The sequence below is a fragment of the Zafaria sp. Z1313 genome, assembly GCF_050563205.1.
Classification (GTDB): Bacteria; Actinomycetota; Actinomycetes; order Actinomycetales; family Micrococcaceae; genus JAZDCJ01.
The window spans coordinates 18,898-41,856 of sequence record NZ_JBNWUK010000019.1; the positions used below are offsets into that span (position 1 = coordinate 18,898).

General features: G+C 72.8%; 18 protein-coding genes. 1 reads left to right on the forward strand and 17 read right to left on the reverse strand.

Annotated elements, in window-relative coordinates:
* Positions 1–29: 29 nt before the first annotated feature.
* The gene (locus tag ACQ3I4_RS14070; protein ID WP_430633795.1) at positions 30–3,698 is read right to left on the reverse strand and encodes an Rne/Rng family ribonuclease; all 3,669 of its coding nucleotides are present in this window, start codon (positions 3,696–3,698) and stop codon (positions 30–32) included.
* A 421-nt stretch (positions 3,699–4,119) separates the two neighbouring features.
* On the opposite strand from ACQ3I4_RS14070, the gene ACQ3I4_RS14075 reads away from it, so the two are divergent.
* The gene (locus ACQ3I4_RS14075; RefSeq protein ID WP_329863538.1) at positions 4,120–4,716 is read left to right on the forward strand and encodes a vitamin K epoxide reductase family protein; all 597 of its coding nucleotides are present in this window, start codon (positions 4,120–4,122) and stop codon (positions 4,714–4,716) included.
* Between the two features lie 121 nt (positions 4,717–4,837).
* Here ACQ3I4_RS14075 and ndk read toward each other — a convergent pair whose 3' ends face one another.
* The 16 genes from ndk to ACQ3I4_RS14155 form a co-directional block, all read right to left on the reverse strand.
* Entirely contained in the window at positions 4,838–5,254 is a 417-nt protein-coding gene (gene ndk, locus ACQ3I4_RS14080; protein ID WP_329864307.1) for a nucleoside-diphosphate kinase, read from the reverse strand.
* Between the two features lie 44 nt (positions 5,255–5,298).
* A complete protein-coding gene (locus tag ACQ3I4_RS14085; protein WP_329863536.1) occupies positions 5,299–5,742 on the reverse strand; it encodes a DUF4233 domain-containing protein in 444 nt (147 codons plus the stop codon).
* Between the two features lie 4 nt (positions 5,743–5,746).
* Positions 5,747–7,105, reverse strand: coding sequence for a bifunctional folylpolyglutamate synthase/dihydrofolate synthase (locus ACQ3I4_RS14090; protein ID WP_329863534.1), 1,359 nt, complete (start codon positions 7,103–7,105; stop codon positions 5,747–5,749).
* The gene (ileS, locus tag ACQ3I4_RS14095; protein ID WP_430633796.1) at positions 7,102–10,389 is read right to left on the reverse strand and encodes an isoleucine--tRNA ligase; all 3,288 of its coding nucleotides are present in this window, start codon (positions 10,387–10,389) and stop codon (positions 7,102–7,104) included. The genes ACQ3I4_RS14090 and ileS overlap by 4 nt, the downstream gene beginning before the upstream one ends.
* Positions 10,390–10,672: 283 nt before the next feature.
* Complete coding sequence (locus tag ACQ3I4_RS14100) at positions 10,673–12,091, reverse strand: FAD-dependent oxidoreductase (protein WP_430633797.1); 1,419 nt, start codon at positions 12,089–12,091, stop codon at positions 10,673–10,675.
* Between the two features lie 34 nt (positions 12,092–12,125).
* Positions 12,126–13,331, reverse strand: a complete 1,206-nt coding sequence (gene cobA / locus ACQ3I4_RS14105; protein ID WP_430633807.1) for a uroporphyrinogen-III C-methyltransferase — start codon at positions 13,329–13,331, stop codon at positions 12,126–12,128.
* A gap of 77 nt (positions 13,332–13,408) precedes the next feature.
* Positions 13,409–14,320 (reverse strand): ABC transporter permease, encoded by a 912-nt coding sequence (locus tag ACQ3I4_RS14110; protein WP_329860697.1) that lies wholly within the window; start codon positions 14,318–14,320, stop codon positions 13,409–13,411.
* Complete coding sequence (locus ACQ3I4_RS14115) at positions 14,310–15,032, reverse strand: ABC transporter ATP-binding protein (RefSeq protein WP_430633798.1); 723 nt, start codon at positions 15,030–15,032, stop codon at positions 14,310–14,312. The genes ACQ3I4_RS14110 and ACQ3I4_RS14115 overlap by 11 nt, the downstream gene beginning before the upstream one ends.
* The gene (locus ACQ3I4_RS14120; RefSeq protein WP_329860699.1) at positions 15,029–16,141 is read right to left on the reverse strand and encodes an ABC transporter substrate-binding protein; all 1,113 of its coding nucleotides are present in this window, start codon (positions 16,139–16,141) and stop codon (positions 15,029–15,031) included. The genes ACQ3I4_RS14115 and ACQ3I4_RS14120 overlap by 4 nt, the downstream gene beginning before the upstream one ends.
* Positions 16,138–17,520 carry a sulfate adenylyltransferase subunit 1 gene (locus tag ACQ3I4_RS14125; protein ID WP_329860701.1) on the reverse strand — a complete coding sequence of 461 codons (1,383 nt, stop codon included), beginning with the start codon at positions 17,518–17,520 and terminating at the stop codon, positions 16,138–16,140. Before ACQ3I4_RS14125 ends, ACQ3I4_RS14120 begins: the two co-directional genes overlap by 4 nt.
* A complete protein-coding gene (cysD, locus tag ACQ3I4_RS14130; protein WP_329860702.1) occupies positions 17,520–18,464 on the reverse strand; it encodes a sulfate adenylyltransferase subunit CysD in 945 nt (314 codons plus the stop codon). Before cysD ends, ACQ3I4_RS14125 begins: the two co-directional genes overlap by 1 nt.
* Positions 18,465–18,550: 86 nt before the next feature.
* The gene (locus ACQ3I4_RS14135) at positions 18,551–19,282 is read right to left on the reverse strand and encodes a phosphoadenylyl-sulfate reductase (RefSeq protein ID WP_329860703.1); all 732 of its coding nucleotides are present in this window, start codon (positions 19,280–19,282) and stop codon (positions 18,551–18,553) included.
* On the reverse strand, positions 19,279–20,994 hold the full coding sequence (locus ACQ3I4_RS14140) for a nitrite/sulfite reductase (protein WP_329860705.1): 1,716 nt from the start codon (positions 20,992–20,994) through the stop codon (positions 19,279–19,281). Before ACQ3I4_RS14140 ends, ACQ3I4_RS14135 begins: the two co-directional genes overlap by 4 nt.
* A 77-nt stretch (positions 20,995–21,071) precedes the next feature.
* A complete protein-coding gene (locus ACQ3I4_RS14145) occupies positions 21,072–21,791 on the reverse strand; it encodes a sirohydrochlorin chelatase (protein ID WP_430633799.1) in 720 nt (239 codons plus the stop codon).
* Entirely contained in the window at positions 21,788–22,558 is a 771-nt protein-coding gene (locus ACQ3I4_RS14150) for an SDR family oxidoreductase (RefSeq protein WP_430633800.1), read from the reverse strand. The genes ACQ3I4_RS14145 and ACQ3I4_RS14150 overlap by 4 nt, the downstream gene beginning before the upstream one ends.
* A 10-nt stretch (positions 22,559–22,568) precedes the next feature.
* Entirely contained in the window at positions 22,569–22,940 is a 372-nt protein-coding gene (locus ACQ3I4_RS14155) for a DUF488 domain-containing protein (protein WP_430633801.1), read from the reverse strand.
* Positions 22,941–22,959 lie beyond the last annotated feature (19 nt).

Genomic DNA, 22,959 nt, shown 5'->3' on the forward strand with positions numbered 1-22,959 from the left:
GCCCCGGCGAGTCGTCAAGACCTTCGGCGCTACAGCTCCGACGCCGGCACGCCGACGCCGAGCACAACGGGCGCCTCGGCAGGAGCCGCGGCACGCGCCGCCGTGTCCCCGGGGAGCGCCGCCGTGTGCGTCGAGCCTCCCGAGGCCGGCGCGGCGGCCACGCCACGCTCGATCGGCTCGTGGGCCGAGCCCTGCGCGGATCGGGCGGAACGGGTCCGGCGCGGCCGGCGCGGGGCAGGGGCTTCCGGCTGCGCCGCCTCCTGCACGGCCACGGACTCCGGCTGCGTGGCCCGGCCCGGGGCAGCCTCGGCGGCGGCGTCGGCCGCCGCGACGACGCCGCTCTCCTCGACGACGTCGGTCGACTCGACCGCGCCGGCGGGCTCCCGTCCGGGCGTGGTCGCCGAGGCCGCGTCCGCGGTCCGGCCCGCGTCCCCGTCACCGCTGTCCGGCGCGAGAGCGCCGAGCACCTCGGAGAGCGACTCGAGGGTCAGCTCGGGGGCCTGGACGGGTGCGGTGGCCCGGCGGCTGCGCCTGGCCCGGGGAAGCCGCACGGCCTCTCCGGCAATCGTGACGACCTGCTCGGCCGCCTCCTCGGGAGCCGGCACGCTGGTCTCGGAGACCGACGCGGCCGCGGTGGGCGCGGCGGGCGCGGCGAGCGCCTCCCCGGCCTGCACCGGGGTCGTGTCCGGCCGCTCCGCGGCGTCGGCAGGCGCCTCGTCGCCGGCGGGCGCATCTGCCGCGCCTCCCGTCGTCGTCACCGGCGAACCGGCGCGGCCACGGCGTCGGCGGCCACGGCGTCCGCCGGTCCCGGCCTGCCCGGCCTCGGCCTCGGCGTCGCCGGACGCGGCGCCGTCCGCCGGAGCGGATCCACCCGTGGCCCCCTCCGTGGCGGCCTCCGGGCGCGCCCCGGCGTCGTGCTCGTGTTCATGGGCCGCGTGCGCTGCGGCGGCAATGGTCGCGAAGGCGGCCCGGGCGGCGCTCGCCTTCGCCTCGCGCTCGGGGTCCTCCGCCGGACGCTGGGCCTCGACGGGCTGCTCCGGCGCGTCCTGGTCCTTCCCGCCCTTGCGGCGGCGCGAGGACCGGCCGGAGCGGTCGTTGCGGTCGTTCCGGGATCCGGACTGCTGCTCGCCGGAGGCAGTGTAGGAACGCCGGTGCTCGACGGGCTCCTCGTGGGTCACGACGCCGCGGCCGTTGCACGCCTCGCAGTTCTCGCTGAAGACCTCGAGCAGCCCGGTGCCCATCCGCTTGCGCGTCATCTGCACGAGCCCCAGCGACGTGACCTCGGCGACCTGGTGCTTGGTGCGGTCGCGGCCGAGGCACTCGACGAGGCGGCGCAGCACCAGGTCGCGGTTGGCTTCCAGGACCATGTCGATGAAGTCGATGACGATGATCCCGCCGATGTCGCGCAGGCGCAGCTGGCGGACGATCTCCTCGGCGGCCTCGAGGTTGTTCTTGGTGACCGTCTCCTCGAGGTTGCCCCCGGAGCCGGTGAACTTGCCCGTGTTCACATCGACGACCGTCATGGCCTCCGTGCGGTCGATCACGAGCGAGCCGCCCGAGGGCAGGAACACCTTGCGGTCCAGCGCCTTGTGGATCTGCTCGTCGATGCGGTTGGCCGCGAAGATGTCCTCCTCCGCCTCCCACTTCTCGAGCCGGCCCAGCAGGTCCGGGGCGACGTAGGTGACGTAGGCCTCGATGGTGTCCCAGGCCTCCTCGCCGGAGACCACGAGCTTGGAGAAGTCCTCGTTGAAGACGTCGCGGACGACCTTGATGGTCAGGTCCGGCTCTCCGTAGAGCAGCTCGGGCGGCGTGGTCTTCGTCGAGGTCGACTTCCGCTCGATCTCCTCCCAGAGGGCGCGGAGCCGGTTGATGTCGTTCATGAGCTCCTCTTCGGAGGCCCCCTCCGCGGCCGTGCGCACGATGACGCCGGCGTTCTGCGGCAAGTGGTCCTTGAGGATCTTCTTCAGGCGGTTGCGCTCGACGTCGGGCAGCTTGCGGGAGATGCCCGTCATGGAGCCGCCGGGCACGTAGACGAGGTAGCGTCCGGGCAGCGAGATCTGGCTCGTCAGACGGGCGCCCTTGTGGCCCACGGGGTCCTTGGTGACCTGGACGAGCACGGAATCGCCGGACTTGAGGGCGTGCTCGATCTTCCGCGGCTGCCCGTCGAGGCCCGCGACGTCCCAATTGACCTCGCCGGCGTACAGCACGGCGTTGCGGCCGCGGCCGATGTCGATGAACGCGGCCTCCATGGACGGCAGCACGTTCTGCACCTTGCCGACGTAGACGTTGCCGATGAGCGAGTCCTGCTGCGTCTTGGAGACGAAGTGCTCGGCGAGGATGCCGTCCTCGAGGACGCCGATCTGGATGCGGTCCTCGCGCTGGCGCACGACCATCTGGCGGTCGACGGACTCGCGCCGGGCCAGGAACTCGGCCTCGGTGATGACGTGCCTGCGTCGGCCCGACTCGCGGGACTCGCGGCGGCGCTGGCGCTTGGCCTCGAGGCGCGTGGAGCCCTTGACGCCCATGACCTTGTTCGACGGCGCCGGCTCGGCGGCCTGCCGCGGGCCGCGGACCCGGGTGACCGTGTTGGGCGGGTCGTCGTCCTGGCCGCCCGTGAGCTCCAGGTCGGCGTCTCCGCGGCGGCGGCGGCGCCGGCGGCGGGAGACGACGCCCTCCTCTTCCCCGGCCGGGCCGTTGGCGGCGGCCTCCTCGGACGCTCCCCCGCGGGTGCGCCGGGTGCGGCGGCCGCGGCGGCGGCGTCCCGCGCCCTCCTCGCCGGAATCCGCGTCATCGTCCTCCTCGTCCTCGACGACGGCGGCCGGCGCCGGGACGGCGGTCAGGTCCGGGGCGTGGAAGAGCAGGGACACGGGCGAGGCCGGGATGGTGAAGGGATCCGCGGCCGGCCCGCCCTCGGTGTCCTCGGTGGTCGCATCGGAGGAGCCGGGCACGACGCCGGTGCCGGCCCCGGGTGCCTCGTCCGCGGCCGGGGAGGCCGGCGGCTGGACCGCGGCTGCCTCCTGCGCGGCCGCCGCGTCGTCCGGGGCTTCCGCGCCGGTGTCGTCGCCCTGCGCCGCCGCGGTGGCCTTGCGCGGCGTGCGCTTGCGCGGAGCCTTCCGGGCAGGGGCCGCTTCGGTGGGCGCGTCCCCCTCGGCAGCACCATCTGCGGGCACCTCGGGGGCGGGTGCCTCGTCGGGCACCGTGACGGCGGACTTGCGCGGGGCGCGCTTGCGCGGAGCCTTCGCCGCGGGTTCTTCCAGCTGGTCGGAGACGCCATCCCCGGACGCCAGGGCGGGCTCGATGGCCGCGACCGGATCGGCCTCGACAGACGCCTCGGCCCCGGTGGCGGTCTTCTTCGCTGCGGTGGCCTGGGTGGCGGCGGTCTTCTTCGCCGGGGTGGACTTCGCGGCGGCGGTCTTGGTGGTGGTCTTCGCCGCGGTGCTGCTGCGCCGCCGCGTGGCCTTCGCGGGAGCCTCGGCCGGCGCCTCGGCGGTGGAGGCCTCCGACGATGCGGGGGCCTCGGCCGCCGCGACACCGGGGGCCGTCTCGCCCTCTTCCGCGGCGGAGGCGGCCGCGGTCTTGGCGGCGGGCTTCCTACGGCGCACCGCCTTCTTCGGTTCCGCCGCGGGGGCGGCCTGTTCCGGGAATCCGCCCTCTGCTTCGGGCGTATTCTCGGTCGACGGGGTCGTCAATGAATCCATGGGTCATGCTCCTACCCGGCCGACCCCCACAGTGGGCCCGCCGGGCGCTCAGTTCGGCGGCGGGGCCTGAAGGGCCTCCGCGCGCCGGAAGTCAGGATGCTATCCACCGGGGGGCACCCACCACGTATGGGGTGCGGACGTCCCGTTGGACCAGCGGCGCTTTTCCCGGCAAGCCGCTTTCCGTTGCGGCGGCCGTCGGCGGTATTCGAGAGGGGCGTCGTGTCTTCACGCCGGTCCGATGCATCGCCCGCGGGCCTGGAAGCCTGTCGCTGGGCCGGCCCTGGACTGTGGATCCACGGACGGCCACGGCCATTATCTCACACGGGGCCCCGCACGGCGGGACCCGGGCACGCGCGGCGTCGATACACTGGAGGCGAACGCGCCGGGGTCCTCCGGCGCCCGCGAGCGAGGAGCCAGACGCTTGACCACGACGGAACTTCCACGCTTCGCCCGGGACCAGGCCTTCGGCGTCATCCTCGCGGCCACGGCCGCCGTGGCCTGGATCGCGTCCGTGATCCTCGTGCTGGAGCGCCTCGAGCTCTACCGCGACGCCTCACACGTGACGAGTTGCGACCTCAACCCCTGGGTCTCCTGCGGCACGGTCATGCAGACCTGGCAGGCCGCCCTGTTCGGCTTCCCGAACCCCTTCATCGGGGTCGTCGGCTTCGCCGTGGTCCTGACGATCGGCGTCTCGCTCGCGGCAGGCGCCCGTTTCCCCCGCTGGTATTGGATCGGCGTCCAGACCGGGATCACGCTGGCCGCGGCGTTCATCGGATGGCTCTGGTACCAGGCGCTGTTCGAGATCAACGTCCTGTGCCTCTACTGCATCGTCGTCTGGCTCATGGTGATCCCGCTTTTCATCTACACGACGGCCCGGAACATCCTGCACGGCGTGCTCCCCGCGCCCGCGTGGCTGCGCCGTGCCGCGGCCGGCTGGCCCGGCGTGGCCACGGCGCTCGTGATCGTGGCGTGCGCCGCGTCGATCTTCTTCCGCTTTATGAACATGTTCCTCGGCTGAGGCAACGCGGACCCCGGTCCACGCCCGAGCGCACAACGACGACGGCGGCCGGCCACCCGTGGAGGGTGGCCGGCCGCCGTCGTACCGTGACCGGTCCCCGCGCGGAGCGGGGCGGCGACGCTCAGGCGAACCAGATGCCGATCTCGCGTTCCGCGGACTCCACCGAGTCCGAGCCGTGGACGAGGTTCTGCTGCACCTTCAGGCCCCAGTCGCGGCCGAAGTCGCCGCGGATGGTCCCCGGGGCGGCCGTCGTCGGATCGGTCGTCCCGGCCAGGGAGCGGAAGCCCTCGATGACGCGGTGGCCCTCGAAGACGGCGGCGACGACGGGGCCCGAGAGCATGAACTCGACGAGGGGCTCGTAGAAGGGCTTGCCGACGTGCTCCTCGTAGTGGCGCTCGAGCAGCTCCCGGGTGGCCTGGACCTGCTTGAGGGCCGCGAGCCGGTAGCCCTTGGCCTCGACGCGGGCGAGGATCGTTCCGGTGAGCTGGCGCTCGACGCCGTCGGGCTTGACCAGGACAAGGGTCCGTTCAACGGACATGGGCGTGCTCCTTTGAGGTGGGGGTCGGGTTTCCTCCGGCCAGTCTAGTCGGAGCCGGCCTCCGGGTGCTCCGCTTCCCAGCGGGCCTGCGCACGGTCGCGCTCGGCGTTCTCCGCATCGATCGCCCCGCCCTTGGTCACGGCGTACCACCAGGCGGCCGCGAAGAGCGCCCCGACGATGAACATGTACGGATCGATGAATCCCGCGCCGACCAGCAGCACCTGGATGCCCCAGCCGATCCAGTAGCCGAACGGGCGGCCGAGGAACGCGCACGTGGCCAGGCACAACAGCGCCAGACCGAGCCCGATCCCCCAGATCAGCCAGGCGGAGACGGCCCCGCGGTGCAGCCCGAACACGCCGAGCGTCGCGAAGAGGACCACAAAGGCCTCCAGGGTCAGCACCGTGGAGGCGAAGAGGGTGCGCACGGAGCGGCGGGGCTTCTTCATGCCGGGCCGCCACTCGCGCTGCGCCTTGGTGAGTCGTGCCATGGTCCTACCTTCCCAGCAGCGTCCGCGCCTCGGCGACGACGGTGATCGATCCGGTGACGAGCACGCCGCCCCCGAAGTCGCCGCCGGCCTCGGCCCGGCCCACCGCCCATTCCAGGGCGTCGTCGAGCTTTTCCGTGATGTGCAGGTCCGATTCGGGCCATCCGGCCTCGAGCGCCAAGCGCCCGAGCTCGCCGGCCGGGACGGCCCGGGGCGACGTCGACTGGGTCAGGCACAGGTCCTGGACCAGGTCTCCGTACTGCTCCCGCAGCTCCGCGAGCATCGCCGGCGCGTCCTTCTCCGCGAGGATCCCGACGACGAGGGCGAGGGCCGTGAAGCCGAAGGCCTCCTTGACGGCCTCGGCGCTGACCCGGACGCCGTCCGGGTTGTGCGCGGCGTCCACCAGCACGGTCGGCGCCGAACGGACGACCTCGAGGCGGCCCGGGCTCGCCGCCTCGGCGAGGCCCTCCCGGAGCAGCTCCGCGTTCAGCTCGCGCTCGCCGCCGCCGAGGAACGCCTCGAGCGCGGCGACCGCGACGGCCGCGTTCTGGGCCTGGTGGGCTCCGTGCAGGGGCAGCAGCAGCTCGTCGTAGCGCCCCGCGATGCCCCGCAGCCGCAGGGACTGGCCGCCGACGGCGAGCGTCCGCTCCTCGACGCCGAATTCGACGCCCTCGAAGCGGAACGGGACGTCCTTCCCGCGGGCGGCGTCGAGGAGGACCTGCGCGGCCGCGGCCGGCTGCGCGGCGCTGACCAGGAATCCTCCGGGCTTGATGATCCCGGACTTCTCCCAGGCGATGTCCTCGACCGTGTCGCCGAGCAGATCCGTGTGGTCGAGCGAGATCGGCGTGACGACGGCGACCTGCCCGTCCCCCACGTTCGTGGCGTCGGTGATGCCGCCGAGGCCCACCTCGATGACGGCGACGTCCACGGGCGCGTCGGCGAACACCGCGAAGCCCAGGACCGTGACGGCCTCGAAGTAGGTCAGCCGGTTCTCGCCGCGCGCCTCGAGCTCCTCGTCCACGATGAGCAGGTACGGGCGGATCTCGTCCCAGATCCGGACGAAGTCGGCGTCGGCGACGGGTTCGCCGTCGAGGCTGATCCGCTCGGTGACGGAGGCCAGGTGGGGGCTCGTGTAGCGACCCGTGCGCAGCCCGTGGGCGCGCAGGAGCGACTCCAGGATCCTGGCCGTCGAGGTCTTCCCGTTGGTTCCGGTCACATGGATGATCGGGAAGGCCTTGTTGGGCTCGCCGAGGATCTCCATGGCACGCCGCATGGGCTCCATGCGGGGTTCGATCTTGTTCTCCGGGGCGCGCGAGAGCAGCTCGGCGTACACGCTCTGGACGGAGAAGGCGTCGGCATCGCTCACGGCTTGCGCTCCTCTCCGCCGGCCTCGGCGGCCGCGACGGTCTCGACCTCGACGCGCACGTCGCCGCCCGCGGACTCGTGCAGCACGAGCCCCACGCTCAGCGTCTCCTCCTTGACGAGTGCCGCGTTGGCGTGCAGGGCCGCCACGGTGGCGGCGTCCGCGTGGACGACGGTGCGGATCCGGTCGGCCACCCGCAGGTCTGCGTCCTTGCGCGCGGACTGGATGGCGCGCACGACGTCGCGCGCGACGCCTTCCGCCTCGAGCTCGGGGGTGAGCTCGGTGTCGAGCACCACGAACCCCCCGCCCGGCAGCACGGCCGCCGCGACGGAGGCACCGGCGTCGTCCGCCACGACCGTTTCCAGGGTGTACTCGTGCGGCTCGAGCGCCAGGCCCCCGCACACCACCGAGCCCTCGGCGTCGACCGACCAGTCGCCCGACTTGGACCCCTTGATCGCCAGCTGCACGTCGCGGCCCAGGCGCGGGCCGGCGGCCCGGGCGTTGACCACGAGCCGCTGGCTGATCCCGAACTCGCCCGCGTCGGCCTCGGAGGCGTCCAGGAGCGTCACGGAGCGCAGGTTGAGCTCGTCGGCCACGACGGCCGCGAACGTCCCCTCGAGCTCCCGCGCGCCCGGCGCGACGACGGTCAGGCCCTGCAGCGGCAGGCGCACGCGCAGCTTGGCGGCCTTGCGCAGCGAGGAGCCGACGGAGGCGATGCGCCGCGTGAGCTCCATGCGCTCCACGAGGGCCTCGTCCTGGGGGAAGAGCCCGGCGTCCGGCCAATCGGCCAGGTGCACCGAGCGTCCGCCCGTCAGGCCGCGCCAGATCTCCTCGCTCGCGAGCGGCAGCAGCGGCGCGGCGACGCGCGTGAGCGTCTCCAGTGCCGTGTAGAGCACGTCGAACGCCTGCGTGTCCTCGTCGAAGAAGCGCTGCCGCGAGCGGCGGATGTACCAATTGGTCAGCGTGTCCATGTAGCGGCGCAGGGCATCGCACGCGTCGGAGATCTCGTAGGCGTCCATCGCCTCGGTACTCTGGCGGACGAGGCGCCCCGTAGCGGCCAGGAGGTACGCGTCGAGGGGATCGTCGGAGGCGTAGCGGAGCCGGGCCGCGTAGCCCGCTCCCCCGTGGGCGGCGTTCGTGTAGAGCGTGAAGAAGTGCCACGCGTTCCACATCGGCAGCAGCACCTGGCGCACGCCCTCGCGGATCCCCTGCTCGGTGACCACGAGGTTGCCGCCGCGCAGGATCGGGCTGGCCATGAGGAACCAGCGCATCGCATCGGAGCCGTCGCGGTCCAGGACCTCGTTGACGTCGGGGTAGTTGCGCAGCGACTTGGACATCTTCTGCCCGTCCGAGCCCAGGACGATCCCGTGGCTGATGACGTTCTTGAACGCCGGGCGGTCGAACAGCGCCGTCGCGAGGACGTGCATCGTGTAGAACCAGCCGCGGGTCTGCCCGATGTACTCGACGATGAAGTCCGCCGGGTTGTGGGAGTCGAACCACTCCTTGTTCTGCATCGGGTAGTGCACCTGGGCATAGGGCATCGACCCGGAATCGAACCAGACGTCGAGGACGTCCTCGACGCGGCGCATCATGGATTTGCCCGTGGGGTCGTCCGGGTTCGGGCGCACGAGGTCGTCGATGAAGGGGCGGTGCAGGTCCACCTCGCCGGCGTGGTTGCGCGGCAGGGTCCCGAAGGCCTCCTCGATCTCGGCGAGCGAACCGTAGACCTCGCGGCGCGGGTAACGCGGATCGTCGGATTCCCAGACGGGGATCGGCGAGCCCCAGTAGCGGTTGCGGCTGATCGACCAATCGCGCGCGTTCTCGAGCCACTTGCCGAACTGGCCGTCCTTGACGTTGCCCGGGATCCAGTTGATGTCCTGGTTCAGCTCGACCATGCGGTCCTTGAACTGGGTCACCTTGACGTACCACGAGGACACGGCGCGGTAGATCAGGGGGTTGCGGCAGCGCCAGCAGTGCGGATAGGAGTGCACGTAGCTGGCCTGGCGGACCAGCCGGCCGGCGTCCTTGAGCACCCGGATGATCGTCTTGTTCGCCTCGAAGACCTGCACGCCGGCGATGTCGGCGAGCGGCCCGCCCTCGAAGACGGGCAGGAAGCGCGCTCCCTCGTCGACGGAGAGCACCACGGGGATCCCGTTGGCCTCGCAGACCGCCTGGTCGTCCTCGCCGTAGGCGGGCGCCTGGTGGACGATGCCCGTGCCGTCCGTCGTCGTGACGTAGTCGGCGACGAGGATCCGCCAGGCCTTCTCCGTGCCGTACTTCCCGGCGTCGGCGAAGGTGTCCCAGAGGCGCTCGTAGCCGATCCCCTCGAGCTCGGCGCCCAGGTGGCCCGACTCGACCGCGGCGGCGGCGGCAGCCCCGTCGTCGTACCCCAGATCCTTGGCGTAGGCGCCCAGGAGGTCCTCGGCGATCAGGAAGCGGCCCGTGGCGGCGGAGGCCTTGACCCCGTTCGGGCCGGCGGGGACGACGACGTAGCGCACGTCCGGTCCGACGGCGAGGGCCTGGTTGGTGGGCAGGGTCCAGGGCGTCGTGGTCCAGGCGAGGGCCTGCACGCCGGCGAGCTGCCGGGAGAGCTCCCCCTCGCCCGCGAGGAGCGGGAACGTCACGGTCACGGTCTGGTCCTGGACGTCCTTGTAGACGTCGTCGTCCATCCGCAGCTCGTGGTTGGACAGCGGGGTCTCGTCCTTCCAGCAATACGGCAGGACGCGGAAGCCCTGATAGGTCAGGCCCTTCTCGTGCAGCTGCTTGAACGCCCAGATGACCGACTCCATGTAGTCGACGTTGAGCGTCTTGTAGTCGTTCTCGAAGTCCACCCAGCGGGCCTGGCGGGTCACGTACTCCTGCCACTCCCCGGCGTACTTCATGACGGAGGAGCGGCACGCGTCGTTGAACGTGTCGATGCCCATGGCCTCGATCTGATGCTTGTCCGTCATGCCGAGCTGCTTCATGGCCTCGAGCTCGGCGGGCAGGCCGTGCGTGTCCCAGCCGAAGCGGCGCTCGACGCGGCGCCCGCGCTGGGTCTGGTAGCGGGCGACGAGGTCCTTGACGTAGCCCGTCAGCAGGTGGCCGTAGTGCGGCAGGCCGTTGGCAAACGGGGGGCCGTCGTAGAAGACGAACTCGTTGTCCTCGGCGCCGCGCGCGTCGATCGAGGCCTGGAAGGTGCCGTCCTCGGCCCAGTACTTCAGCACGCGTTCCTCGATGTCGGGGAAGCGCGGCGACGCGGGCGTGCTCGAGCGGGGGTCGGTGGAGGCCTGGGGGTACGTGGTCATCGGCGGCGTTCCTGGGATCGGAGGCATCGGGTGGATGCCGGGCGTTCTCCGTGCGGGGACGGTCCCGGGCGATCGGTCGCCTGGTCCCGCGGTACCACCCCGCTTGCCAGCGCCCTCCCCGTGCAGGGAGCGCGCCGCCGCTTCGTGACTGCTGTGACGGGCTTACCCGTCCGGTTCTAGTAGCCGGCACCCCGTGCGGGGTCCCACCGTTCTTCCGGAAGCTCGCCGGTGATGGCCGGGTCGACGCTGTTGGTCTCCAGTCTAGCCGATGCCCGGCCCGCGGCTAAGCGCGCACGGCCGGCGTCGAGGCGTCGACCATGTCCTCGCGCGGGACCACCTTGATGCGCTCGCGGGTCACGGGACCTGCCTCGGTCTGCAGCGTGCCCGCCGCCTCGCCGAGCGCGCGCTCGTGGGCGTCCAGGGCCAGCCAGCCCTCCCACGTCGTGTAGCGGACGCCGCGCGAGCCCAGGAGCCCCGTGATGGCCTCCGCCTCGGGTGCGGTCGCCGGTTCCAGCGAGGCGGCGTCCTCGAGCAGGAGGGTGATGGTCTCGAGGGCGTCGCCCTTGGTGTGGCCGATCAGGCCCACGGGCCCGCGCTTGATCCAGCCCGTGGCGTAGAGCCCGGGCACGGGCTGCCCGGATTCGTCCAGGACCCGCCCGCCCGCGTTGGGGATGGTCCCGGTGGAACCGTCGTAGCCCACGCCGTCGACGGCGGAGCCGAAGTAGCCGATCGCCCGGTACACGGCCTGGACCGGGTAGTCCACGATCTCCCCCGTACCGCGCACGTTGCCCGTGCCGTCCAGCTCCTGGCGCTCGAAGCGCAGCCCGGACACCCGCCCGTCCTCGCCCAGGACCTCGACCGGGTTGTGCAGGAAATGCAGGTGCAGGCGCCGCGAGGCCCCCGTGTCCTGCTCTTCCACGAGCCAGTTCGTGAGCGTGTTCACCATGGTCTTGACCTGGTTGTTCGTCTTGATCGCCTCGTCCGAGGCCGCGTCGAACTCGAAGTCCTCCGGGTAGAGCACGATGTCCACATCCCGCGAATGGCTCAGTTCCCGCAGCTCCAGCGGGGTGAACTTGATCTGCGCCGGACCGCGGCGGCCGAAGACGTGCACGTCCGTGACCGGGGAGGCCTTCAACCCCTCGTACACGTTCGCCGGGATCTCCGTGGAGAGCAGGTCGTCCGCGTGCTTGGAGAGCACCCGGGCCACGTCCAGGGCCACGTTGCCGTTGCCGATCACCGCGACCTCGCGCGCCTGCAGCGGCCAGTGCCGGTCCACGTCCGGGTGCCCGTCGTACCAGGACACGAAGTCCGCGGCCCCGTAGGAGCCCTCGAGCTCGATCCCGGGGATGTTCAGGTCCGCGTCCCGGATCGCCCCGGTCGCGAAGACCACCGCGTCGTAGTGGGTCCGCAAGTCGTCGAGGTGCAGGTCCGTGCCGTAGTCGACGTTGCCGAAGAAGCGGATGTCGCCGCGGTCCAGGACCTTGTGCAGGGCCTTGACGATGCCCTTGATCCGCGGGTGGTCGGGCGCCACCCCGTAGCGGATCAGCCCGTACGGTGCGGGATAGCGGTCGAACAGGTCGATCGAGAGGTCGAAGCCGCGCTCGGCCTTGGTCAGGATGTCGGCAGCGTAGACGCCCGCCGGGCCGGCGCCGATGATGGCGACGCGGAGCGGACGGAGGGCCGTGGAGTTGGTCTGGCTCATGGTGTTCCTTGGAGTCGTGGGGGCGATGGGTGGCTTAGGCCCGGATGGCCTGCGCGGAGGCGTGGCAGGGCGTCCCGGCGGCATGGGGGCTGAGACGGACGACGTCGCCGACCACGATGACGGCGGGGTTGGCGACCCCGACGTCCCGGGCCGTCTCGGCGATCGCGTCGAGCCGGTCGATCGTGACCCGTTGTCCGGGCATCCAGCCCCGCTCGATCACGGCGACCGGAGTGTCTGCCGGCAGCCCGCGGCGGCGGAGCAGCCGGGCATGGTCGGCCAGGCGGCGGACGCCCATGAGCAGGACGAGGGTGTGGTCCGGCCGCGCGGGGAGCTCGGCGAGCTCGTCGTGCCCCGTGGCCATCGAGAAGCCGGTGGCCACGCCGCGATGGGTGACCGGGATGCCGGCGGCGGCCGGGACGGAGACGGCGCTCGTCACGCCCGGGACGACCTCGACCTCGATCCCGTGCGCTCGGCAATGCGCCTCCTCCTCGCCGCCGCGGCCGAGGACGTAGGGGTCCCCGCCCTTGAGCCGGACCACCTTGTGGCCCGCCCGGGCCTCGGCGACGAGTAGTTCGTTGATCTCCTGCTGCGTGGCCAGGTGGTGGCCGGGGGCCTTGCCGACCTCGATGATCCGCACGTCGGCGGCGAGCTCCTCGAGCAGTTCCCGCGGGCCGAGCCGGTCCGCGACGACGACGTCGGCCGTGGCCAGGAGCCGCCGTCCGGCGACGGTGATGAGCCCGGGATCGCCGGGCCCGCCGCCGACCAGGGCCACGGAGCCGCGGGGCGTGCGCTTGCGGCGCAGGGGCAGCAGGCCCGTGTCGGCGGCCAGGGAGATGGCGTTGCGGAGCCCGACGGCGCGGCGTGGGTCCGCGCCGGCGGTGACCGCGATCGTGACGCCATCGCCGACGCGCGCGACGGCCGGCGTCCACGCGCTGGAGCGCTCGTGGTCGGAGGCGTTGACGCACCAGGTGCGCTGCTCCTCGGCCTCCTCGGACACGGCCGCGTCGACGGCGGGCAGGCCCGTGGCGGTATGGACGAACCAGGCGCCGGCCAGGTCACCCCGGCGGTAGGGCCGGCGCAGCCAGCTCAGCCGCCCGTCGGCCGCCGCCTGGGCGAGCGCCTCCGTGGCCTCGGGCGCGATGAGCGTCACGAGCGCCCCCGCGTCGAGCAGCTGCCCGATGCGCCGCTCGGCGACGCGGCCTCCGCCGACGCAGGCCACCTCCTTGCCCCGCAGCCGCAGCGCGAGGGGGTGGACCGCGGTGTCGGAGGACGGCGCCGGGGCCGCGCCGTGCGGGCCACGCTCCGGTTCCCGCCGCGTCACCGGGTGCTCCCCGGGGTCAGTCCGCGGCGGCGGAGCAGGCGGCGCTCGATCGGCCCGAAGACGAGCAGCTCGACGACGATGCCGACGAGGAGGATGGCGAGGATGGCGGCGACGACGACGGCGAGGAGGGAGAGCTCCCGGCCCTGCTGCAGGAGCGAGCCGAGGCCGAACCCGATGCTGCCGCCGACGGCGATGATCTCGGCGGCCATGAGCGAACGCCACGAGAAGGCCCACCCCTGCTTGAGGCCGGCGAGGTAGCCGGGCAGGGCGGCGGGGAGCACGATTCGGGTCAGCTGCTGGAGGCGGCCCGCACCGAGGACCGTGCCGAGCCGGCGGTACTGGGGCGGGACGTGGTCCACCCCGGAGAGGAAGCCGTTGATGATCGAGGGCGTCGCGCCCATGACCACCACGAAGAACACGGTCGCGTCGGTCAGGCCGAACCAGATGATGGCGGCGGGGACCCAGGCGACGCTGGGCAGGACCTGGAGGCCCGAGACGAGCGGGCCGATGCCGCGGCGCAGCGTCGTGGACGAGGCGAGCAGCAGTCCGGCCGGCGTGCCGATCGCCAGGGCCAGCAGGAAACCGAGCAGTCCGCGGTTGAGCGAGGTGGCGACGGCCTCCGTCAGGCGGCCGTCGGCGAGGAGCTCCCCCGCGACCCCGAGGACCTGCACGGGTCCCGGGAAGAGGTCCTCGCGCGGCGACCCGGCCCAGGCGGCGAGTTGCCAGATGCTCAGGAGCGCGGCCACGGTGCCCAGGGGGATCAGGACGGAGTCGAGGCGGCGCCGGGGCTTCTCCTGCGTGGTCTGGAGGCGGTCCAGGCCGGCTTCGACCTCGCCGAGCCCGGGGTCGTGGTCCCGGGCAGGGGGCGGTGCCGCGTCGCGGACGGCGGTGTTCGATTCAGTGTGCATGCTGCCGGATCTCCTCGCGCAGTCGTTCGGTGATGGTGCGGGTCAGCACAGCGGCCTCGGCAGGATCGCGCCGTACGCCGGGATCGATCCGCCACTCGGCCGCGATGCGGCCGGGGCGGGAGGACAGGAGCAGGATCCGCTGGCCGAGGCGGACGGCCTCGCGCACGTTGTGGGTCACGAAGACGACCGTGCGCCGATGCAGTTCCCAGAGGCGCTCCAACTCGTCGTGCAGTAGTTCCCGCGTGATGGCGTCCAGGGCCGCGAAGGGCTCGTCCATCAGCAGGATCGGCCGGTCCTGGCCCAGCGCCCGGGCGAGCGAGGCACGTTGGCGCATGCCGCCGGAGAGCTCGTGCGGGCGCTTGCCCCCCGCGTCGCCCAGGTGGACGAGCCGGAGCAGCTCCTCTGCGCGTTCGCGGCGCTCCGCGCGGCCGAGGCCCCGCAGCTCGAGTGCCAGCTCGATGTTGGCCCGGGCCGTGAGCCACGGCAGCAGGGCGGCGTCCTGGAACATCAGGGCGGCGCCGGCCTCGGGGACGGTGACGCTGCCCGCGCTCGGCGGCTCGAGCCCGGCGATGACGTTGAGCAGGGTCGACTTGCCGCATCCCGAGGCTCCGAGGACGGCCACGAACTCGCCGTCCTCGATCGTCGTCGAGATGTCCTCGAGCACGGGAGCCGCGCCGTAGTCCTTGCCGAGCGACTCGATGATGATGCTCATGCGCCCACCCCCCGTTCGAGGACCGAACGCAGGACCGACTCGTCGACCAGCCCTGTGAGGTCACCCGGTTCGGTGACGCCGGCGTCGACCCCCGCCTGGAGCAGTCGGGGGAAGGCCCCGCTCAGGGGATCGGAGGTGAAGGTGAGGTGGTCCAGCGCGCGTTCCATGACGGCGTCGTCCAGTCCGGCCCCCGCGGTCTCCGTCAGCCGTCGGTCGAGGATCGGGAGCAGTTCCCCGCGGGACGTGCCGTTGATCCACGTCAGCGCCCGCACGTGGGCGGCCACGAGCGACTCGACCGTCTCGGGGTGGCGCGCGGCGAACTCCTGTCCCACGGCGAGCACCGTCGTCGGGAACAGGCCGGCCTGCCCCGTCTCGCTGCCGTCCCACAGCTCGGCCTCGTCGACGAGCACGACGGCGTCCGCCTCGAGCACGAGCCGGGAGGCCCAGGGCTCGGGAAGCCACGCCCCGTCGAGCTGGCCCGAACGGAACAGCTCGAAGGTCTGGGCGTTGCCCGTCGGGGTGATCGACACGGCGCCGCCGCGGACGTCCACGTCGAGCCCGTTCTCCGTGAGCCAGGTGCGCAGGGCGACGTCCTGGGTGCCGCCCAGCTGCGGGGTGCCGAGGGTCGCACCCCGGAGCGCCTCGGGCGAGTCCAGGCCCCGCCGGACCACGAGCTGCGCCCCGCCGGCCGCCGCCCCCGCGAGGATCCTGATGCCGGTCCCGGCGCTGGAGACGTAGGCGGAGATCGCCGGGTTGGGGCCGAGGTAGGCCGCGTCGATCGCGCCCGCGTTGAGTGCCTCGACGGCGGCGGGACCCGCGTTGAACACGTGCTCCTCGATCGTGGTCCCCTGGGCCCCGAGCACCTCGGCGAAGATCCCGTCGCCCGTGCCCACGAGGGCCGGGGCATGGGTCAGGTTCGCGAAGAAGCCGAGCCGGAGCCGTTCGGCCGGGCCGGCGGCCGTGGCCACGGCCCCACCCGGGCGGGGAATCGTCGTCGTCGCGGCCGCGCCGAGGACCAGCAGGCCGATCGCCGAGCCGCCCGCGGCCAGGAAGGCCCTGCGGGACGTGCGGCGGTCGCCGTCGTCCGGTGTGTAGCGGATGGTGCTCATGCGGCCTCCCCCGCGTCCGCCGGCGGAGACGCCGAGGCGACGAGGCCCGCCGCCAGGGTGTTGCCGTCGTGCGGATCGATCACCAGGAAGGAGCCGGTGCGCCGGTGCTGCGCGTACGGTTCCAGCGGAAGCTCGGAGGCGAGGTGGAGCGAGACGCGGCCGATGTCGTTCAGTTCGAGGGTCCCGGCCGGAACCCGGGTGAAGTCCTCGAGGTCGACCCGGCCGGCGATGGCGGTGACCCGGGCGCGGACGACGGCGGTGCCGTGCTTGACGAGGACGCGGGCGCCGGGGCGGAGCGCGTCCGAGGAGAGCCAGCAGAGGTCCGCGTCGAAGCGCCCGGCGGACTCCGGGAGGGTGCCCGCGGCCCCGATCGTGTCCCCCCGGGCCACGTCGAGCTCGTCGGCCAAGGTGAGGGTGACCGAGTCCGGGGCCGACGCGCCGGGACGCGGCGTTCCGGCGACCTCGATGCCCGTCACGCGGGTGGTCCTCCGGGGCTGTCCCGGCGTCGCGACGGTCACGGTGTCGCCGACCGCGACGGAGCCCGCGGCGATCTGGCCGGCATAGGCCCGGTAGTCGTGGTAGGCGGCGGGGTCCACTCCCGGAGCCACGCCGTTCTGGGGGCGGACGACGAGCTGGACGGGGAGCCGGAAGTCGCCGCTGAGGCCCTCTTCGGCGTCGCCCGTCGGCAGCCCTTCGAGCAGCTCGAGGAGGGTCGGGCCGGGGTACCAGGGGGTCAGCGCCGAGCGCTCGACGACGTTGTCGCCGCGGAGGGCGGAGACCGGGACGACGTGCGGCGTCGGAAGTCCCAGCGCCGTGGCGAGCCGCAGGACGTCCTCGGCGATGGCCGCGAAGCGCCCTCCGCCGTCGTCCACGAGGTCGATCTTGTTCACGGCGACGACGAGGTGCGGCACGCGCAGCAGTGCCGTGACGCTCAAGTGGCGGCGGGTCTGCTCGAGCACGCCCTTGCGGGCGTCGACGAGGACAACGACGGCATCCGCGGTCGAGGCGCCCGTGACCGTGTTACGGGTGTACTGCACGTGGCCCGGGCAGTCCGCGAGGATGAAGGAGCGGCGGCCCGTGCTGAAGTAGCGGTAGGCCACGTCGATCGTGATCCCCTGCTCGCGTTCGGCGCGGAGGCCGTCCGTCAGCAGTGCGAGGTCCAGGGTGCCGTCGCCGCCGCCGAAGCCGCGGTCGGCGGACGCCTTGGCCACGGCGTCGAGCTGGTCGGCGAGGACGACCTTCGCGTCGTGCAGCAGCCGCCCGACGAGCGTGGACTTGCCGTCGTCGACGGAGCCCGCGGTGGCGAAGCGGAACAGGCCGGAGACCTGGTCCCCGGTGGGGGCCTGGGTGGCGGCGGTGTCCAACGTGGTGTTCGTCATTAGAAGTACCCTTCTTTCTTGCGGTCTTCCATGGCCGCCTCGGAGATGCGGTCGTCCGCTCGCGTGGCCCCACGCTCGGTCAGGGTGGAGGCGGCGACCTCGTGGACGACGTCTGACACGGTGTAGGCCTCCGACAGCACGGCACCGGTGCAGGACATGTCGCCGACGGTGCGGTAGCGGACGGTTCGCCGCGTGACGGCCACGCCCTCCCCCGGCCGGCTGAACTCTCCCACGGCGCGCCACATCCCGTCGTGCTCGAAGACCTCCCGCTCGTGGGCGTAGTACAGCGGCGGAAGCTCGATGCCCTCGCGCTCGATGTAGCGCCAGATGTCCAGTTCCGTCCAGTTGCTGATCGGGAAGGCACGGACGTGCCGGCCCGGTGCGTGGCGTCCGTTGTAGAGGTTCCACAGCTCCGGGCGCTGGTTGCGCGGGTCCCACTGGCCGAACTCGTCGCGCAGGCTCAGGATGCGCTCCTTGGCCCGGGCCTTGTCCTCGTCGCGCCGGGCCCCGCCGAAGACGGCGTCGAAGCGGTGGTCGTTGATGGCGTCGATGAGCGGGGTGGTCTGCAGCGGGTTCCGCGTCCCGTCGGCGCGCTCGCGCAGCTCGCCGCGGTCGATGTACTCCTGGACGCTCGCGACGACGAGGCGCAGGCCGAGGCGCTCGACCGTGCGGTCGCGGAAGTCCAGCACCTCGGGGAAGTTGTGGCCCGTGTCGACGTGGACGACGGGAAAGGGGATGCGCCCCGGATGGAACGCCTTGGCCGCGAGGTGCAGCATCACGACGGAGTCCTTGCCGCCGGAGAACAGCATCGCCGGACGCTCGAACTCGGCGACGACCTCGCGCAGGATGTGGATGGACTCGGCCTCCAGCAGGTCCAGGACGTCGCGTGTCCCGGACCGGGCGGCCGGGGCCGCGGGGTGTTCCACAATGGTCGTGGCACTCATGGGGCGTGCTCCTTGCTCGTGGTGTGGTGTGGTGTGCCCGGTGCTCGGCTTCCGGGCGGTCGTGGCCGGTGCCGTGGAGGACCCCGTCACCGGTGGATGCCGCACTCGGTCTTGTTCAGGCCCGCCCAGCGGCCTGAGCGCGGGTCCTCGCCGGGGGCCACGGGCCGCGTGCAGGGGGCGCAGCCGATCGACGGGTATCCATGCGCCAGGAGGAGGTTCACGGGGACCTGATGCTCCCCCGCGTAGGAGACGAGCTGCTCGAAGCTCCACCCGGCAAGCGGGTTGACCTTGACGAGGCCGTGGGCCTCGTCCCACGTCACGAGCGGGGTGTCGACCCGGGTCGGGGCCTCCTCCCGCCGGACCCCGGTGAACCAGACGCGATAGCCCTTCAGCGCGCGCGCAAGCGGTTCCATCTTGCGCAGGCGGCAGCACTCACCCGGGTTCCGCTCGTGCAGGCGGGGCCCGTGTTCGGCATCCTGCTCGGCGACGCTCTGCCGCGGCAGCACCTCGACGATGTTCACGTCCAGGGCCTCGGCCACCTCGTCGCGGGCGGCGTGGGTCTCGGTGAAGTGGTAGCCCGTCTCCAGGAACAAGACGTCGACCCCGGGCAGGCGGTCGGCGACGAGGGCCGGCAGCACGGCGTCCGCCATCGAGCAGGCGACGGCGGCCTCGCTCGTGGCGAAGTGCCCGGCGACCCACGCGATCACCTCTTCGGCGGGGGCGTCCCAGCCGAGCACCTCGGCGCCCCGGGCCGCGAGGGCGCGATCACGATCAAGGGCCTCGGAGGGCCGCCCCGTCAGCAGTTCCCGGGCGCTCATGACAGCTCCTCGTCGTCCACGCGGTGCGCCCACGCGGCGAAGCTCTCGCCGTCCTGGGCTGTCTCCCCGTAGCGCCGCGTGAGGCGCTCGACGTAGTCCGGAAGCTCCGTGGCCGCGACCTTCAGGCCGCGCACCGTGCGGCCGAGGCCGGCCTCCTCGCGCTCCGAGGACGCGAGCCCGCCGCCCAGGTGCACCTGGAAGCCGGGGACCTGCCCGCCGTCGCCGTCCGGCAACAGCTGGCCCTTGAGGCCGATGTCCGCGGTCTGGATGCGCGCGCAGGAGTTGGGGCAGCCGTTCACGTGCAGGCTGAGGGAACGGGGTGGGCGCGCCGCGGGCCGTTCTTCGAAGCGGCGCTCCAGTTCCCGGACCGCGCCGATCGCCGTGTCCTTGGTGTCGACGATGGCGAGCTTGCAGAACTCGATCCCGGTGCAGGCGATCGCCGAGCGGCGGAACAGCGAGGGGCGGGTGGACAGGCCGAGCGCGTCGAGGTCCGCCGCCGCTTCCTCCGCCCGGTCGGCGGGCACGTCGAGGACGACGAGCTTCTGGTGCGGCGTGGTGCGCAGGCGCCGGGAGCCGTACTTCTCCATGAGGTCGGCGAGCTCGGAGAGGAGCGTGCCGGACAGGCGGCCGACCTGCGGGGCCGCCCCGATGTAGTTCAGCCCGTCCTTCTGCTCGTGGATTCCGACGTGGTCGCCGGGTTCGCTCGCGGGCTCGGGGGCGGGACCGTCGGGCAGGCGGTAGCCGAGGTATTCCTCCTCGAGGACCGTGCGGAAGCGCTCCGGCCCCCAGTCGGCCATGAGGAACTTGAGCCTGGCCTTGTTGCGCAGCCGGCGGTAGCCGTAGTCGCGGAAGATCCGGATCACCCCATGCCAGACCTCGGCCGCCCGCTCCGGCGCGACGAACACGCCGAGGCGCTCGGCCAGCCGGGCGTTCGTGGACAGTCCGCCGCCGACCCAGAGGTCGTAGCCGGGGCCGAGCTCCGGGTGCCGCACGCCGACGAGGGAGATGTCGTTGATCTCGTGGACGACGTCGAGCGAGGGATGGCCCGTGATCGCGGATTTGAACTTGCGCGGCAGGTTGGCCAGCTCCGGGTCGCCGACGAAGCGTTCGGTGATCTCGCGGATGGCCGGCGTCGGGTCGAGGATCTCGTCCGCCGCGATCCCGGCGACGGGCGAGCCGAGGACGACGCGCGGGACGTCGCCGCAGGCCTCGGTGGTGCTCAGCCCGACGGCTTCGAGCCGGCGCCAGATCTCGGGGACGTCGACGACGTCGATCCAGTGCAGCTGGATGTTCTGCCGGTCGGTGACGTCGGCGGTGTCGCGGCCGAAGTCCCGGGAGATGCCGGCGATGGCGCGCAGCTGCTCGAGGTCCAGGGCGCCGCCGTCGATCCTGACGCGGAGCATGAAGTAGCGGTCCTCGAGCTCGTGCGGCTCGAGCGTCGCGGTCCGGCCGCCGTCGATCCCGGGCTTGCGCTGCGTGTAGAGGCCCCACCAGCGGAAGCGGCCGTGGAGGTCGTCGGGATCGATCGAGTCGAAGCCCTCGTGCGCATAGACCTGCTCGATGCGCTCGCGGACGTTGAGCCCGTTGTCGGCCTGCTTGAGGGTCTCGTTGGAGTTCAGCGGCTCGGTGCCGTCGATCTTCCACTGCCCGTGCGGCTTGGCGGCCGGCCGGGCGGGCCGTGGGCGGGAGGGAGTCTCGGTTGCCTGAGTCATGGCAGTGAGCCTAGGGACGCCGCCCGCCCCGCCCCGAACGCCGTCCGACCCAATCGGTCACGTGGTCACACGGGGACTCATTCGGTGTCCCGCGGGAGCAGGTGCCCCGCTTCATGAAGTCTTTCGACGACACATTTCGCGATCATGACCGAGGGAAGCAGCGGATTGGACACGTAGTCGGCGCCGCTCCCGGCCAGGCGGTCGTGGAAGAAGCCGGGGGCCAGGAGGTAGGACGCCACCCCGACGCGGGACGCCCCCGCGGCCCGGGCCGCGGCGACCGCGTCGGCGACGCGGGGTTCGGTCGCCGAGCAGAATGCCGCCGTGACGGGGACGCCGAGCTGTCTGGACAGGAGCACGGCGGCCTCGCGGGCCTGCTCCTGCCCCCTGGGCTCGCGGGTGCCGGCGGAGGCGAGGACGACGGCGTCGCCCTCCGCCCAACCCGCCGCGCGGATCCGTTCGGCGAGCACCCGGGCCAGGTCCTGCTGCGCACCGATCGGCGCGACGGCCGCCGTTGCCGGGCGGGCGGCGACCGCCTCGGCGATGTCGACCCGGGTGTGGAATCCCTCGGACAGCAGCAGGGGCGCCACGACGGCGGGCTCGCCCGCCGGCAAGCCGGCCAGGACCCCGGTCAGCCGGGGATCCTGCACGTCAACGTAGGCCTCGTGGACCACGATCGCCGGCTCGTGATCAGCGAGCCGGCGCTGGAGCTCGGCCCGGAGGCCGTCGATGAGCCGGCGCCCCTCGGGGTTGTCGGTGCCGTGGGCGCACGCGACGACGTGGCGGGTCGGGCCCGTCACGGAAGCCGCCGGATCACCTTGTGCGCCGCCGCCTGCGCGACGGGCCGGACGACGATCTCGTCGAGGTTGACGTGGTGGGGGACGGACACGGCGTAGGCGATGATGTCCGCGATGTCCTCTGCGGTCAGGGGCTTCTCCACGCCTTCGTAGATCTTCTCGGCCCGCTCGCGGTCCCCGCCGAGGCGCTGGAGGGAGAACTCCTCGGTGTGGACCATGCCGGGCAGCACTTCGACGACGCGGATGTTGTGTTCGGCCTCCTCGAGGCGCAACGCGGCCGTCATGGCGCGCTCGGCCGCCTTCGCGGCGTTGTATCCGCCCCCGCCCTCGTAGGAGACGAGCGCGGCCGTGGACGTCAGGTTCAGGACCGTTCCGCGGCCGGTGGCACGCAGCATCGGGAGGAAGGCCCGCGTGAGCTTCATCGTCCCCAGGACGTTGACCCGGTACATCCACTCCCAGTCCTCCGTCACGGCGGAGCCGACGGCCTCCACGCCGCGGGCCCCTCCGGCGATGTTCACGAGCGTGTCGATGCCGCCGCCCGAGGCGACGGCATCGAGCAGGCGCGCGACGTCGTCGTCCTCCGAGATATCGGCAGGGACCGGCAGGCAGCCCGTCTCGGCGGCGAGGGACTCGAGGCGCTCGGCGCGGCGGGCCGCGGCGAAGACGGTCCAGCCGCGGGAGGCCAGCAGGCGGACGGTCGCCTCGCCGATGCCGGTACTGGCGCCGGTGACAAGGGCGGACGGGGGCGTGGTGGAGGCAGGGGTTTCCATGGAGCCCAGCCTATTCGGGGCGTCCCCCGCCCGCCGCGTCGACGATGTCGTCGCGTAACACCGTGGCGTGGTTGGGCCCGGTCGTCCGACCGGCGTAGACGAACACGACGTCCTCGTGCTCCCGGACGAGTCCACGCAGACGCTCGGCACCCTCCGCGGCCGGACCGGCATGGAGCTCGTGCAGGTAGCGCTCCCGGAACCCGTCGAAGGACCCGCCCGCGTGGAACCAGCGGCGCAGTTCGTGGGACGGGGCCGCGTCCTTGGCCCAGTCGTCGAGGTGCGCGTCGGCCTTCGCCAGTCCGCGCGGCCAGAGCCGGTCGACGAGGACGCGGTAGCCGCCGTCGGGCGGATCGTAGGCGCGCAGGAGTCGGATGGTGCCCATGCGCCCCATGGTACGGCGG